General features: G+C 34.6%; 14 protein-coding genes. All 14 read left to right on the forward strand.

The window, feature by feature from the left end:
* The 14 genes from lpxD to hisH all read left to right on the forward strand — a co-directional run bounded on the left by lpxD (window position 1) and on the right by hisH (window position 14499).
* Window positions 1-1035 carry a UDP-3-O-(3-hydroxymyristoyl)glucosamine N-acyltransferase gene (gene lpxD, locus RM542_RS07270; RefSeq protein WP_311385073.1) on the forward strand — a complete coding sequence of 345 codons (1035 nt, stop codon included), beginning with the start codon at window positions 1-3 and terminating at the stop codon, window positions 1033-1035.
* Window positions 1019-2422: a bifunctional UDP-3-O-[3-hydroxymyristoyl] N-acetylglucosamine deacetylase/3-hydroxyacyl-ACP dehydratase gene (locus RM542_RS07275; RefSeq protein WP_311385074.1), complete on the forward strand. Its 1404-nt coding sequence runs from the start codon at window positions 1019-1021 to the stop codon at window positions 2420-2422. The genes lpxD and RM542_RS07275 overlap by 17 nt, the downstream gene beginning before the upstream one ends.
* 1 nt (window position 2423) lies before the next feature.
* On the forward strand, window positions 2424-3209 hold the full coding sequence (lpxA, locus tag RM542_RS07280; RefSeq protein ID WP_311385075.1) for an acyl-ACP--UDP-N-acetylglucosamine O-acyltransferase: 786 nt from the start codon (window positions 2424-2426) through the stop codon (window positions 3207-3209).
* Window positions 3210-3211: 2 nt separating this feature from the next.
* Window positions 3212-3778: an elongation factor P gene (efp, locus tag RM542_RS07285; RefSeq protein ID WP_311385076.1), complete on the forward strand. Its 567-nt coding sequence runs from the start codon at window positions 3212-3214 to the stop codon at window positions 3776-3778.
* Window positions 3779-3785: 7 nt separating this feature from the next.
* Window positions 3786-4721, forward strand: a complete 936-nt coding sequence (locus RM542_RS07290) for a UDP-3-O-(3-hydroxymyristoyl)glucosamine N-acyltransferase (protein ID WP_311385077.1) — start codon at window positions 3786-3788, stop codon at window positions 4719-4721.
* Between the two features lie 66 nt (window positions 4722-4787).
* On the forward strand, window positions 4788-5660 hold the full coding sequence (sucD, locus tag RM542_RS07295; protein WP_311385078.1) for a succinate--CoA ligase subunit alpha: 873 nt from the start codon (window positions 4788-4790) through the stop codon (window positions 5658-5660).
* Window positions 5661-5762: 102 nt separating this feature from the next.
* Complete coding sequence (gene fabG, locus RM542_RS07300; protein ID WP_311385079.1) at window positions 5763-6509, forward strand: 3-oxoacyl-[acyl-carrier-protein] reductase; 747 nt, start codon at window positions 5763-5765, stop codon at window positions 6507-6509.
* 27 nt (window positions 6510-6536) lie between these two features.
* Complete coding sequence (locus tag RM542_RS07305) at window positions 6537-8567, forward strand: VWA domain-containing protein (RefSeq protein ID WP_311385080.1); 2031 nt, start codon at window positions 6537-6539, stop codon at window positions 8565-8567.
* A gap of 11 nt (window positions 8568-8578) precedes the next feature.
* Window positions 8579-9394 (forward strand): prohibitin family protein, encoded by an 816-nt coding sequence (locus RM542_RS07310; RefSeq protein ID WP_311385081.1) that lies wholly within the window; start codon window positions 8579-8581, stop codon window positions 9392-9394.
* A gap of 198 nt (window positions 9395-9592) precedes the next feature.
* Complete coding sequence (hisG, locus tag RM542_RS07315; RefSeq protein ID WP_311385082.1) at window positions 9593-10450, forward strand: ATP phosphoribosyltransferase; 858 nt, start codon at window positions 9593-9595, stop codon at window positions 10448-10450.
* A complete protein-coding gene (hisD, locus tag RM542_RS07320) occupies window positions 10450-11736 on the forward strand; it encodes a histidinol dehydrogenase (protein WP_311385083.1) in 1287 nt (428 codons plus the stop codon). Before hisG ends, hisD begins: the two co-directional genes overlap by 1 nt.
* A gap of 1 nt (window position 11737) precedes the next feature.
* Entirely contained in the window at window positions 11738-12781 is a 1044-nt protein-coding gene (gene hisC, locus RM542_RS07325; protein WP_311385084.1) for a histidinol-phosphate transaminase, read from the forward strand.
* Window positions 12781-13920 (forward strand): bifunctional histidinol-phosphatase/imidazoleglycerol-phosphate dehydratase HisB, encoded by a 1140-nt coding sequence (gene hisB, locus RM542_RS07330; RefSeq protein WP_311385085.1) that lies wholly within the window; start codon window positions 12781-12783, stop codon window positions 13918-13920. The genes hisC and hisB overlap by 1 nt, the downstream gene beginning before the upstream one ends.
* Window positions 13921-14499 carry an imidazole glycerol phosphate synthase subunit HisH gene (hisH, locus tag RM542_RS07335; RefSeq protein WP_311385086.1) on the forward strand — a complete coding sequence of 193 codons (579 nt, stop codon included), beginning with the start codon at window positions 13921-13923 and terminating at the stop codon, window positions 14497-14499.
* The last annotated feature ends 2 nt before the right edge of the window (window positions 14500-14501 follow it).

A 14501-nucleotide genomic window follows, 5' to 3' on the forward strand; every position in this document is an offset into this window, starting at 1 on the left:
ATGAAATTTACAGCCACCCAAATTGCAGGTATTCTAGAAGGAGAGGTTGAGGGTAATCCTCAAACAGCCGTTCACAAGCTTGCTAAAATTGAAGAGGGTGAAAAAGGTTCTTTAACCTTTTTAGCAAACCCTAAATATACTTCTTACATATATACTACAAAGGCTTCAATAACTATCGTTAATAAAGACTTTGTTCCTGAACAAGAGATTACCACAACACTAATAAAAGTAGAAGATGCTTATAAATCATTTTCTAAATTATTAGAGTATTACAACCAGGTAAAAAATAATAAAGTTGGTATTGAAAGTCCATCTTTTGTTTCTAAATCAGCAACTTACGGAGATGGTTTTTATTTAGGAGCCTTTTCGTACTTGGGTGAGAATGTACAATTGGGTGCTAACGTTAAAGTTTATCCAAATGTCTACATTGGCGATAATGTTACAATTGGAGATGACGTTTTAGTTTTTGCAGGTGCTAAAATTTATTCGGAGTCAATCATTGGTAATGGTTGTGTTATACATAGTGGGGCTATTATTGGTGCAGATGGATTTGGATTTACACCAAATGAAAAGGGAGAGTATAGCAAAGTTCCACAAACTGGGAATGTGATTTTAGAAGACAATGTTGATATTGGAGCAGGCACTACTATTGATAGGGCTACTTTAGGTTCAACAGTCTTAAGAAAAGGAGTAAAATTAGACAATCAAATACAAATTGCTCATAATGTTGAAATTGGTGAGCATACCGCAATTGCTGCGCAAACAGGCGTAGCGGGTTCTACAAAAATTGGTAAGAATTGTTTAATTGGTGGACAAGTTGGTATTGTTGGTCATATTACAATAGGGGATAGGGTTAGAATTCAAGCTCAATCTGGTATTGGTCGTAATGTTAAAGATGATGAGGTTTTACAAGGCTCTCCAGCATTGAACTATGGTGATTACAATAAGTCTTATGTTCACTTTAAAAATTTACCGAAAATTGTTAACCGAATTTCTGATTTAGAAAAGAAAATTGACAGTGAAGACAGAAAATAAACAACGCACAATTGCAAAGGAAGTTACTTTAAAAGGAGTTGGACTTCATACAGGTGAAAATGTCACTATGACTTTTACACCGGCACCTGAAAATCATGGTTATGCTTTCAAAAGAGTTGATTTAGAAGGGGAACCTATCATTGAAGCAGATGCTAACTACGTGGTGAATACGCAACGTGGAACTAATTTGGAAAAGAACGGGGTTAAAATTCAAACTTCAGAACATGTTCTTGCTGCATTAGTTGGTTTAGATATTGATAATGTTTTAATCCAATTGGATGCTCCTGAACCACCGATTATGGATGGTTCTTCCAAATTTTTTGTTGAAGCTTTAGAAAATGCTGGCATCGTTGAACAAGAACAGGTACGCGAAATATACGTTGTAAAGAATGTTATTTCTTATAAAGATGAAGCTACTGGCAGCGAAATAACAATCATACCTTCAGACGAATACCAAATTACAACTATGGTAGATTTTGGGACCAAAGTTTTAGGTACTCAAAACGCTACTTTAGACCACATTTCTGATTTTAAAACTGAAATTTCAAACGCACGTACCTTTAGTTTTTTACATGAATTAGAAATGTTATTGGAACATGGCTTAATCAAAGGAGGTGATTTAAATAATGCTATTGTATATGTAGATAAAGAGATTTCTGAGTCTACCATGAAAAAATTGGAGAAAGCATTTGATAAAAAGAAGCTATCTGTAAAGCCTAATGGAATTTTAGATAATTTAACCTTGCATCAACCCAATGAGGCGGCAAGGCATAAGTTACTTGACGTTATAGGAGATTTGGCGCTTGCAGGTACTCGTATACAAGGTAAAGTAATCGCTAACAAACCTGGTCATTTTGTAAATACACAGTTTGCTAAAAAACTTCAAAAAATTGTAAAGCAAGAAAAACGTAATTATGTTCCGGAGGTTGATTTGCACGCAAAGCCACTTAAGGATATAACTGCCATTATGGAGATGTTACCGCATAGGCCTCCATTTTTATTGGTTGATAAAATTTTAGAGCTTTCTGATCAGCACGTCATAGGCATGAAAAATGTCACTATGAATGAGCCATTTTTCGTAGGTCATTTCCCTGGGGCACCCGTAATGCCTGGTGTTTTGCAATTAGAAGCAATGGCACAAACCGGTGGAATTTTAGTCTTAAGTACTGTTCCAGACCCTGAAAACTATTTGACTTATCTTTTAAAGATTGATAATGTTAGATATAAACAACAAGTGGTACCTGGTGATACACTAATATTCAAGTTAGACTTAATATCTCCAATCAGACGAGGACTATGTCAAATGCAGGCCAGGGCTTATGCCAACGGAAAATTAGTTTCTGAAGCAGAAATTATGGCTCAAATTGTTAAAGTAAAAGGAAACTAAAATGAATCAACCTCTTGCATATGTTCATCCCGGTGCGAAAATCGCTAAAAACGTAGTGATTGAACCATTTACGACAATTCATAATAATGTCACTATTGGCGAAGGAACATGGATTGGTTCAAATGTCACCATCATGGAAGGGGCACGAATAGGTAAAAATTGTAATATTTTTCCAGGCGCTGTTATTTCAGCTCCTCCTCAAGATTTAAAATATCAAGGTGAAGACACTACCGTTCAGATTGGTAATAATACCACGATACGGGAATGCGCTACAATCAATAAGGGTACTGCTGATAGAATGAAAACAGTTATAGGAGATAATTGTTTGATTATGGCTTATTGCCATATTGCACACGATTGTTTTGTAAGTGATGGTTGTATTTTTAGTAATGATTCTACCTTGGCAGGACATGTAACTATTGGAGAAAATGTTGTTTTAGCTGGCATGGTTGCTGTGCATCAATTTGTTTCTATTGGCAAACATGCCTTTGTAACAGGCGGTTCACTTGTTAGAAAAGATGTACCTCCTTTTGTAAAAGCGGCTAGAGAGCCACTTTCATATGTAGGTATTAATTCGATAGGATTAAGACGGAGAGGTTTTCAATCAGATAAAATTCGTGAGATTCAAAATATTTATAGAATCTTGTATCAAAGAAATTATAACAACTCGCAGGCAGCATCAATTATTGAGGCTGAAATGGAGGCAACGCCAGAGCGAGATGAAATTTTACAATTTATTAGAGATTCCCAAAGAGGGATAATGAAAGGATATTTTAGTTCAAATTAATTATGGCAAGTACTTCAGATATTAGAAAGGGATTATGCATTAAGTATAATCATGATATTTTTAAAATTATAGAGTTTCTACATGTAAAGCCCGGTAAAGGACCAGCTTTTGTAAGAACTAAATTAAAAAGTGTAACCACAGGTAAGGTGATTGATAATACTTTTTCCGCTGGGCATAAAATTGACGATGTAAGAGTTGAAACAAGATCTTATCAATATTTATATCCAGAAGGTGACACCTTTCATTTTATGAATACTGATGACTACAATCAAATAACTTTACAGAAAGAGACATTAGATGCTCCTGATTTGTTAAAAGAAGGAGAAGTAGTGAGAATTCTTTTTAATACGGAAGATAGTATGCCACTTTCTGTAGAAATGCCAGCTAGTGTTATACTTGAAGTAACACATTCAGAGCCAGGTGTTAAAGGAAATACGGCTACAAATGCTACGAAACCAGCCACGGTAGAAACCGGAGCAAGAATCAATGTACCTCTTTTTATCAATGAGGGAGATAAAATTAAGATTGATACTGAAAAAGGAGCATATTTAGAAAGAGTTAAGGAGTAAATACTCAATGAAGTTTCCTAAAACCTATGCATTAAAAGAAATTGCCGATTTAATCTCTGCCAAGTTAGTGGGGGAATCTGACTTTCCGGTTTTTGGTATGAATGAAATTCATATGGTTGAACCTGGTGATATTGTATTCGTAGACCATCCCAAGTACTATGATAAAGCATTAAATTCAGCTGCCACTATAGTTCTAATTAATAAAGAAGTGGATTGCCCTGATGGTAAAGCTCTTTTAATTTCCGATGACCCTTTCAGAGATTTTAACAAGCTCACAAAACATTTCAAGCCCTTTAGTGGTTCAGGTTCGTCAATTTCTCCAACAGCAAAAATTGGTAATGGGACAATAATTCAACCCAACGCTTTTATTGGAAACAATGTCGTAATTGGTGATAACTGTGTTATACATGCCAACGTTTCAATATACGATGATTGTGTAATTGGTAATAATGTAGTTATTCATGCAGGTACTATTTTAGGTGCTGATGCTTTTTATTATAAGAAGCGTCCAGAAGGATATGATAAGTTGATTTCAGGTGGTAGAGTAGTTATTGAAGATAGTGTTGATATCGGTGCAAGTTGCACAATTGATAGAGGAGTGACTGGTGATACAACCATTGGCGAGGGCACAAAACTTGATAATCAAATTCAAATTGGCCATGACACTGTTTTAGGAAAAAAATGCTTAATTGCTTCTCATACAGGTATCGCTGGTTGTGTAGTGGTAGAAGATGAGGTTACTTTATGGGGTCAAGTGGGTGTAATAAGTGGTATTACTATTGGTAAAGGGGCTGTGGTTTATGCACAATCAGGAGTGGCGAATTCACTTGAAGGTGGTAAGACATATTTTGGTAGTCCTGCGGTTGAGGCCCGTCATAAAATGCGGGAGTTAGCAACAATTAAGAATATGCCATCCATTTTAAAAAAATTAGAAAAGAAATAGACGGTAGTTTGTTTTACAATTGAAACTCAAACTGCTATTTTTGCAAGCGTTAATAAAGAGATAATTATGAGTGTTTTAGTAAATAAAGATTCTAAAATAATAGTTCAAGGGTTTACGGGTAGTGAAGGTACTTTTCACGCCGAACAAATGATTGAGTACGGTACCAATATCGTTGGTGGTGTAACACCTGGTAAAGGCGGTCAACAACATCTTGATAGGCCAGTTTTTAATACAGTTGCAGAAGCTGTTGAAAAAGTCGGAGCTGATACCTCAATTATTTTTGTTCCGCCTGCTTTTGCCGCAGATGCTATTATGGAGTCAGCTAACGCAGGAATAAAAGTTATCATAACAATTACTGAGGGTATTCCTGTTGCCGATATGGTAAAGGCGAATAACTATATAAAAAATATGAATTGTACTCTTGTGGGCCCTAATTGTCCTGGAGTAATTACTCCTGGTGAGGCTAAAGTAGGAATCATGCCTGGTTTTGTATTTAAACAAGGAAATGTTGGTATCGTTTCAAAATCAGGAACATTAACCTATGAAGCAGCTGACCAAGTAGTCCGACAAGGATTAGGTATTACAACTGCAATTGGTATTGGTGGAGATCCAATTATTGGAACCACAACCAAACAAGCAGTTGAAATGCTTATAAATGACCCAGATACCGAATGTGTTGTAATGATTGGGGAAATCGGCGGTCAATTAGAAGCTGATGCAGCAAATTGGTATAAAGAGAGTGGAAGCAAAAAGCCAATTGTTGGTTTTATTGCTGGAGAAACTGCACCTGCCGGAAGAACTATGGGTCATGCTGGAGCTATTGTCGGAGGAAGTGATGATACTGCTCAAGCTAAGAAAAGAATAATGTCAGAATGTGGAATCCATGTTGTAGATTCACCAGCTGAGATTGGCTTGAAAGTCAAAGAAATGATGGCATAAGATTCCGTTAAAACTATTATAAATCCCGAATTTTTCGGGATTTTTTATGTCTTTAAAAAATAGCAACACTTATATTTGGATAACCACCAACAAATTTTCATTATGAATTTATTACAAGATAAGAACGTGATTATTACTGGCGCAAGCCGAGGAATAGGAATGGGAATAGCTAAAGTTTTTGCACAAAATGGTGCCAATGTAGCATTCACTTATAGTTCAAGTGAAGGGCCAGCACTAGCATTAGAAAAAGAACTTACTGCTTTAGGGGTAAAAGCAAAGGCTTATAAAAGTAACGCTGCAAGTTTTGAAGCAGCCGAAGAACTTGTAAAGGTTGTTCTTGAAGATTTTGAAGGAATAGATGTTTTAATTAATAATGCAGGTATTACAAAAGATAATCTATTAATGAGAATGGGTGAGGATGACTTTGATTCTGTAATCGAAATTAATCTAAAGTCTGTTTTTAATATGACTAAAGCTGTGCAACGTACTTTTCTTAAACAACGCAAAGGTTCTATTATAAATATGAGTAGCGTTGTTGGTGTTAAGGGTAATGCTGGTCAAACCAATTATGCAGCTTCAAAAGCAGGAATGATAGGTTTCACTAAATCAGTAGCATTGGAACTAGGTTCAAGAAACATTAGATGTAATGCTATTGCCCCAGGTTTTATTGAAACAGAAATGACGGATAAACTAGATGAAAAAACTGTGCAAGGATGGCGTGATGGTATTCCATTAAAACGCGGAGGTAGCCCTGAGGATGTCGCTAATGCTTGTTTGTTTTTAGCTTCTGATTTATCTGCATACATAACAGGTCAAGTTTTAAATGTTGATGGCGGGATGCTGACATAACATTACAACAAGTCAAATGATTTTTTCATGCAAATAACGACGGTAGTATTTCTCTTTTTAGCGGCCTTAGTTTCTTTAGTATTTGCGTGGTTTCAATACTTTTTTAAAAAGAAAAGAAATTCAACAAATCTGCTTCTAGGTTTTTTGCGATTTTTGATGGTTTTTGCCTTACTAGTGCTTCTAATTAACCCAAAATTTGTAAAAAACAGTTTTTATATTGAAAAAGCGGATTTAATTATAGCTATTGATAATTCTACATCAATAAATTCTTTTAATGCTGGACCAATAGTCGAAAGTAGTTTAAATAATATCATAGAAAATAAATCAATTTTAGAACGATTTAATGTTTTTGCTTATTCCTTTGGTGAAAAATTGAATGAAATAGATAGTCTTACTTTTAAAGAGCCCGTAACCAATATTGCTAAAGCACTTTCAACCTTAAATGAAGTTAGTGATCAAAATGATAGGGCCTTAATCCTATTAACGGATGGTAATCAGACTCTAGGTTCCGATTATGAATTTCAAAACTTAAAAAATCAACTTAATATTTACCCAATTGTACTGGGTGATACCACAGCTTATGAAGATATTCGAATAGGGCAAATAAACTATAATAATTATGCCTTTTTAGGTAATAAGTATCCCATTGAAATGAATATTAGTTATGAAGGAAAAAAAGCCATTCAGACTAAGGCTAAGATTTTAGTCAATAATCAAGAAGTTTATCGTAATACAGTATCATTCGATGCTACCAATAATAATATCACCCTACGAACTCTAATTGATGCTAAAAAAGTAGGAGTTAAAAATCTTCGAGTTCAAATTGAATCCCTTGAAAACGAAAAAAACACTGCTAACAATTTCAAGAATTTGGTAGTTGAAGTTATTGATGAAAAAACAAACATCGCTATTATTTCATCAATAAAGCACCCAGATATGGGAGTCTTAAAAAAGGCAATTGAGGTTAATGAACAAAGGGCTGTCACTATTGTTGAACCAAAGATTTCGGAAATAGACTTAGATGACACCGATTTATTTATATTATATCAGCCGAATAGAAATTTTCAATCGGTATATGATTTTATTAAAAGGAAAGGTGGAAGTATTTTTACCATTACCGGACCAAAGACTGACTGGCAGTTTCTGAATAATGTTCAAAATAGTTTTTCAAAAGAAATATTCAATCAGAACGAAGATATTGTTCCTTCTAAAAATGAAGCTTTTGGTTTATTTGACCTTGGTAGTATATCCTTTGATGATTATCCTCCTTTAAAATCAACATTAGGAGAAATTACGCTAGCTAAAACCTATGAAGCCATTAGTTTTCAAAAAATAAAGGGAGTTGTGTTAAACCAGCCTTTGTTTCTTGTAATAAATGATGACAAAGCCAAGGAGGCTATTCTTTTCGGTGAAGGTCTCTGGAAATGGCGAGTTCAATCGTACAGGGCTAATTCTAATTTTGATGCTTTCGATAATTTTATTGGTAAGCTTATGTTTTATTTATCTGATTCTAAACAAAAGAGTAGACTAGAGTTGGATTATGAAAGAATTTACGATGGTATTGCAACTACTGTTCTAAAAGCTAAGTATTTTGATGAGACCTATTATTTTGATTCCGGTGCAAGTCTTGAGTTAAAGCTTAGTAAATCAAATAGTTCAGAGAATTTTGAAAGACCCTTGTTGCTCAAATCTGGTGAGTATGAAGCTGATTTAAACGATTTAGAGGCAGGAGTGTATAGTTTTGTTGTGACAGTAAATGAAGAAAATATTTCAAAAGAAGGGCGATTTACTATTCTAGATTTTGATTTAGAAAGCCAATTTTCGTCTTCTAATGTTGATAAATTAAAGCGCTTAGCTCAAAGTAATAATGGACAAACCTTTTATCCGGAAGAAACTGATAAACTTATTGAAACTTTGTTGTCTAAGGCACAATTTACCCCAACACAAAAAAGCACTAAAAATGTAGTATCTTTAATAGATTTTCGCTGGTTGTTAGCAATTATTGCTATTACCTTAGCCGCGGAATGGTTTATTAGAAAATATAATGGACTTTTATAAAAATTGAACAAATGGATAGATTACCAAAAATTGCATTACCAGTAGTTTTCGCTGTTATTTTAGTGATAATATTAATTTCAAAATCGGCCGTCACAATTGGTTCCGGAGAGGCAGGGGTTTTATATAGAACCTTCGGCGGAGGTGTTGTTACTGATCAACCGCCTTTAGGTGAAGGGTTTCATTTAGTTGCTCCTTGGAACAAGGTCTACGTTTACGAAGTAAGACAGCAGGAGCTTTTTGAAAAAATGAAAGTACTTTCTTCAAACGGTCTTGAAATTCAAATTGATGCCTCAGCTTGGTATCAGCCAGTCTCAAATGAACTAGGTAATTTACATCAGAATCTAGGTGAAAATTATTTGGATAGAGTTATTAAACCTGCAATACGCAGTGCTGCTCGTAGTGTTGTTGGGCGTTATACTCCAGAGCAATTGTATTCAAGTAAAAGAGATGCAATTCAAGATGAGATTTTTGCTGAAACTAAAAAGATTTTAGATAAGCAAAATGTACAATTAAATGAAGTACTTGTGCGCGATGTAACACTTCCAAATACTATTAAGGAAGCAATCGAAAGAAAGTTAAGACAAGAACAAGAATCTTTAGAATATGAATTTCGTTTAGTCACTGCAAAAAAAGAAGCAGAAAAAGTAACAATAGAAGCTCAAGGTAAAGCAGATGCGAACCGTATTTTAAGCGCTTCTCTAACTGATAAAATTCTACAGGATAAAGGCATAGATGCCACATTAGAGCTTTCAAAATCACCAAACTCTAAAGTTATTGTGGTTGGTTCAGGAGATTCAGGACTTCCATTAATTTTAGGAAATAACTAAAATTCGCTTTTTTGTAAAGAAATTAAGTTATAATTTTACCCCGTAATGAGAAATTTAAATACACATCATCATATCCATATTCACGCTCAGGCGAGGTAAGGATATTTTGTGTATTTCGAAATAAGAAAAACCCGTTTGAGCAATCAAACGGGTTTTGTTTTTTATCCTTTTTGATTGTTTGGACATTAAAATTTAAAAATGACTAAGATTAGAATTGCTATTCAAAAAAGTGGAAGACTAAATGAAGATTCACTTAAAATTTTAAAGGAAGCTGGGATTTCGATTGATAATGGGAAAGACCAATTAAAGGCTATAGCTCGTAATTTTCCATTAGAGGTGTTTTATTTGCGAAATGGTGATATACCGCAATACCTAAGAGATGGGGTTGTAGATATTGCCATAATTGGTGAGAATGTGCTGATTGAAAAGGGAGAGGGTATTACTATTGTAGAGCGACTAAATTTCTCTAAATGTAAAGTATCATTGGCTATTCCTAAGGCGGTTAACTACAACTCGGTAGATGACTTTGAAGGTAAGCGTATTGCAACCTCTTACCCAAATACAGTTAAAAAATACTTACAGCAAAAGGGAGTTAATGCCGATTTGCATATTATTAATGGTTCTGTTGAAATTGCCCCTAACATTGGATTGGCTGATGGTATTTGTGATATTGTCTCTAGTGGTAGTACACTTTTTAAAAATGGTTTAAAAGAAGTAGAAGTAATGCTTAAAAGTGAAGCAGTATTAGCAGTTTCACCTCAAATTAGTGAAGACAGAAAATCTCTCTTATCAAAACTCCAATTCAGAATTCAATCTGTATTGCGTGCACGACAGTCGAAATACGTATTGTTAAACGCTCCAAATGATAGTTTAGACGCTATTTTACAACTTTTGCCTGGTATGAGAAGCCCTACGGTATTGCCTCTCGCAGAAGCCGGTTGGAGCTCGGTTCATACGGTTATTAATAAAGATACTTTTTGGGAAGTAATTGATGAATTGAAGTCCGCAGGGGCTGAAGGTATTTTAGTCTGTCCAATTGAAAAAATGGTGTTGTAATGAAAAAGATTTTCAGCCCAGATAAGAAGGATTGGAATAAAATCCTAAAAAGGCCAACTAGCACTGTGGCTTCCATTGAGACCACAGTAAATACTATTTTTAATGAGGTTCAACAAGAAGGTGATTCTATTTTAAGAAAATACACTTCACAATTTGATAGCGTATCACTAGATAATTTTCTTGTAACTACATCAGAATTAGAAGAAGCCAAAGATTTAGTTTCTGAGGATTTAAAAAATGCTATTAAATTAGCTAAATCAAATATTGAAATTTTTCATAAGGCCCAAGTAACAAATAGGGTAGAGGCTGAAACAAAACCAGGTGTGCTTTGTTGGCAAGAAAAAAGGCCCATTCAAAAGGTAGGCCTTTATATTCCTGGTGGTACAGCCCCATTATTCTCCACTATTTTAATGTTAGCTGTTCCTGCAAACATTGCAGGTTGTAAAGAAATTGTTCTATGCTCGCCTCCTGATAATGAAGGAAAATTAAATCCTGCAATTTTATACACCGCACAATTATGTGGTGTGACTAAAATATTTAAAGTTGGAGGAATCCAAGCTATTGCAGCAATGACTTTTGGAACCGAAAGTATTCCACAGGTTTATAAAATATTCGGACCTGGAAATCAATTCGTAACTGTTGCCAAACAAATAGCTACTAAATATGGTGTTGCTATTGATATGCCTGCCGGGCCAAGCGAACTTCTCGTGGTTGCTGATGATACTGCAGATGCGGCCTTTGTAGCATCTGATCTGTTAAGCCAAGCAGAACATGGTATTGATAGTCAGGTTATTTTGGTGTCGACCTCTAAAGAACTCATTTTAAAGGTTGAAGAAGAAATAGTAAAACAGGTCTTTGACTTGCCCAGAAAAGAGATTGCAGAAAAAGCAATAGCCAATAGTAGATTGATTTATGTGGAAGATGATAAAACTGCTATTGATTTAATTAATGAATATGGTCCTGAGCATTATATCGTTTGTGTTCAGAATGAAGAATTCTATTTAAAGAACACTTTCAATGCGGGATCTGTTTTTATTGGAAACTTTACTCCTGAAAGCGCAGGCGATTACGCCTCAGGTACTAATCATACCTTGCCAACTAATGGCTATGCAAAACAATATAGTGGTGTGAATTTAGATAGCTTTTTAAAGAGTATGACTTTTCAAAAAATAACAAAAGAGGGTATTCAACAAATAGGCAGTACCATTGAGATTATGGCTGAAGCTGAAGGTTTACAAGCACATAAGAATGCTGTAACCTTACGATTAAAAAGTTTAAAAGAGTAAGATGGGTTTCAATTTAGAAAATATAACTAGAGAAAACATAAAGGGTTTAAAACCTTACTCTTCAGCTCGTGATGAGTATGTTTCAAAGGGTTCTGAAATGGTATTTCTAGATGCAAATGAAAATCCAAATAGCAATGGTGTTAATCGTTACCCAGACCCACATCAGCGAAGTTTAAAATCAATTTTTGCGAACCAAAAAAATATTGAAGAATCACAAATATTAGTAGGTAATGGTAGTGATGAAATTTTAGATTTACTATTCAGGGTATTTTGCGAACCAAAAACGGATAACATTATAACTTTGCCTCCAACATACGGAATGTACAAGGTTTTAGCGGGTATTAATGATATCGAGAACAGAGAGGTGTTTTTAAACTCTGATTTCCAGCCTAATGTTGATACCATCGTTTCCAACGTTGATGATAAAACGAAATTACTCTTCTTGTGTTCACCAAATAACCCTACCGGTAATTTGATTGATGAGAACAAAATTAGAATCCTTCTTAGGGAATTTAAAGGTTTAGTGGTTATCGATGAGGCCTATATAGACTTTGCTAGCACCACATCTTGGATTGACTGTCTTAATGAATACCCTAATTTGGTTGTTACACAAACATTATCTAAGGCATATGGCATGGCCGGAATTCGATTAGGTATGTGCTACGCATCAGAAGCCATAATAAATTTACTAAAGAAGATAAAACCTCCTTATAATGTTAATATACTGACTCAAAATCAGGCTATTAAAGGGGTTTTAAATATGGCTGAAGTTGCTAATCAGGTGGCCGAAATTTTAAACGAACGGTCGCATCTGCAAAATGTTTTGGAAGAAGTACCTTTTATTCAAACTATTTATAGTAGTGAAGCAAATTTTCTATTAGTTAAAGTAGATGATGCTAATAAGCGCTATAATCAATTGCTAGAAAGGGAAATTGTTATCCGTAACCGAAGTAAACAACCCTTATGCGATAACACCCTAAGATTTACTATAGGTACACCAGAAGAAAATATAAAACTTATAAATGCACTTAAAGCAATTAAGTAATGGCACAGAAAGTATTGTTTATTGATCGTGATGGAACTTTAGCCAAAGAACCTCCTGTAGATTATCAATTAGATAGTTTTGAAAAGTTAGAGTTTTATCCTAAAGTCTTTACTTTTTTGGGAAGAATTGCCAAAGAACTAGATTTCAAATTGGTGATGATAACCAATCAAGATGGATTAGGAACAGCTTCATTTCCAGAGGAAACATTTTGGCCAGTTCATAATTTTGTTTTGAAATCTTTTGAAAATGAGGGCGTGTTTTTTGACGAAGTATTAATTGACAGAACTTTTCCTCACGAAAACGCTAATACTAGAAAACCCGAAATTGGATTGGTAAAACACTTTCTGACGGAAGGATATGACCTGGTAAATTCGTTTGTAATTGGTGATCGTTTGACTGATATGGAATTGGCTAAGAATTTAGGAGCAAAAGGGATATTTATTCATGACGAAATTGATTTAGGTGCCGAAGAAATAACAGTTGATAAGACTGACCTTTCTGACTATATCTTATTGGAAACCAATGACTGGGAAAGCATTTATGAATTTTTAAAACTTTCAATTCGTGTTGGAGAAACCCATAGAAAAACTAAGGAAACAGACATACGAGTTTCATTAAATTTAGATGGAACAGGTGAAAGCGATATCAAAACAGGGCTCTCATTTTTCGACCATATGCTAGATCAAATAGCACGACATGGTCAAATGGATTTGAAACTACATGTCAATGGTGATTTAGAAGTGGATGAGCATCATACCATTGAAGATACGGCTATTGCTTTAGGAGAAGTATTTCATGAGGCATTGGGCACTAAATTAGGTATTGAGCGTTATGGGTTCTGCCTGCCTATGGACGATTGTTTAGCACAGGTAGCAATTGATTTTGGAGGAAGAAATTGGTTAGTCTGGGATGCTGATTTTAAACGCGAAATGGTAGGCGATATGCCTACCGAAATGTTTTATCATTTTTTTAAATCATTTAGTGACGGTGCAAAAGCTAATCTCAATATTAAAGCTGAAGGAAAAAACGAACACCATAAAATTGAATCAATTTTTAAAGCTTTTGCAAAGTCAATTAAAATGGCTGTTAAACGTGATGTTGAAAAGATGGTTTTACCATCAACAAAAGGGATGTTGTAAATGAATTTGGTAATAATTGATTATGGTGCTGGTAATATTCAGAGCATAAAATTTGCTTTTAAACGCCTTGGGATTGAAGCAGAATTAAGCAATGATATTGGAGCTATAAAAAAAGCCGATAAAGTTATATTCCCTGGCGTAGGTGAGGCGAGCAGTGCTATGAAAAAACTAGATAAAAGTGGACTTAAAGATTTAATTCCAAATCTTAAGCAGCCTGTTTTAGGTATTTGCCTTGGTATGCAATTAATGTGCAATTCAAGTGAAGAAGGGAAAACAAAAGGTCTTGGAATTTTTGATGTAGACGTTATAAAATTTGATTCAGGGGTAAAAGTCCCTCAAATTGGCTGGAATAAAATTAAAAAACTAAAATCGCCACTATTTAACAATTTGAAAGAAGATTATGTGTACTTAGTTCATAGTTTTTATGCCGCTTTAGCGGCAGAAACAAGTGCTATTAGCACCTATGGAGTGAACTATAGCGCAGCTTTACACAAGAATAATTTTTATGGCACACAGTTTCATCCAGAAAAATCTGGAGAATATGGAGCTGAAATTTTAATGAACTTTCTTAAGCTATAGCT

It is taken from the genome of Croceitalea sp. P059, assembly GCF_031846365.1.
In the GTDB taxonomy this organism is placed as follows: Bacteria; Bacteroidota; Bacteroidia; order Flavobacteriales; family Flavobacteriaceae; genus Croceitalea; species Croceitalea vernalis.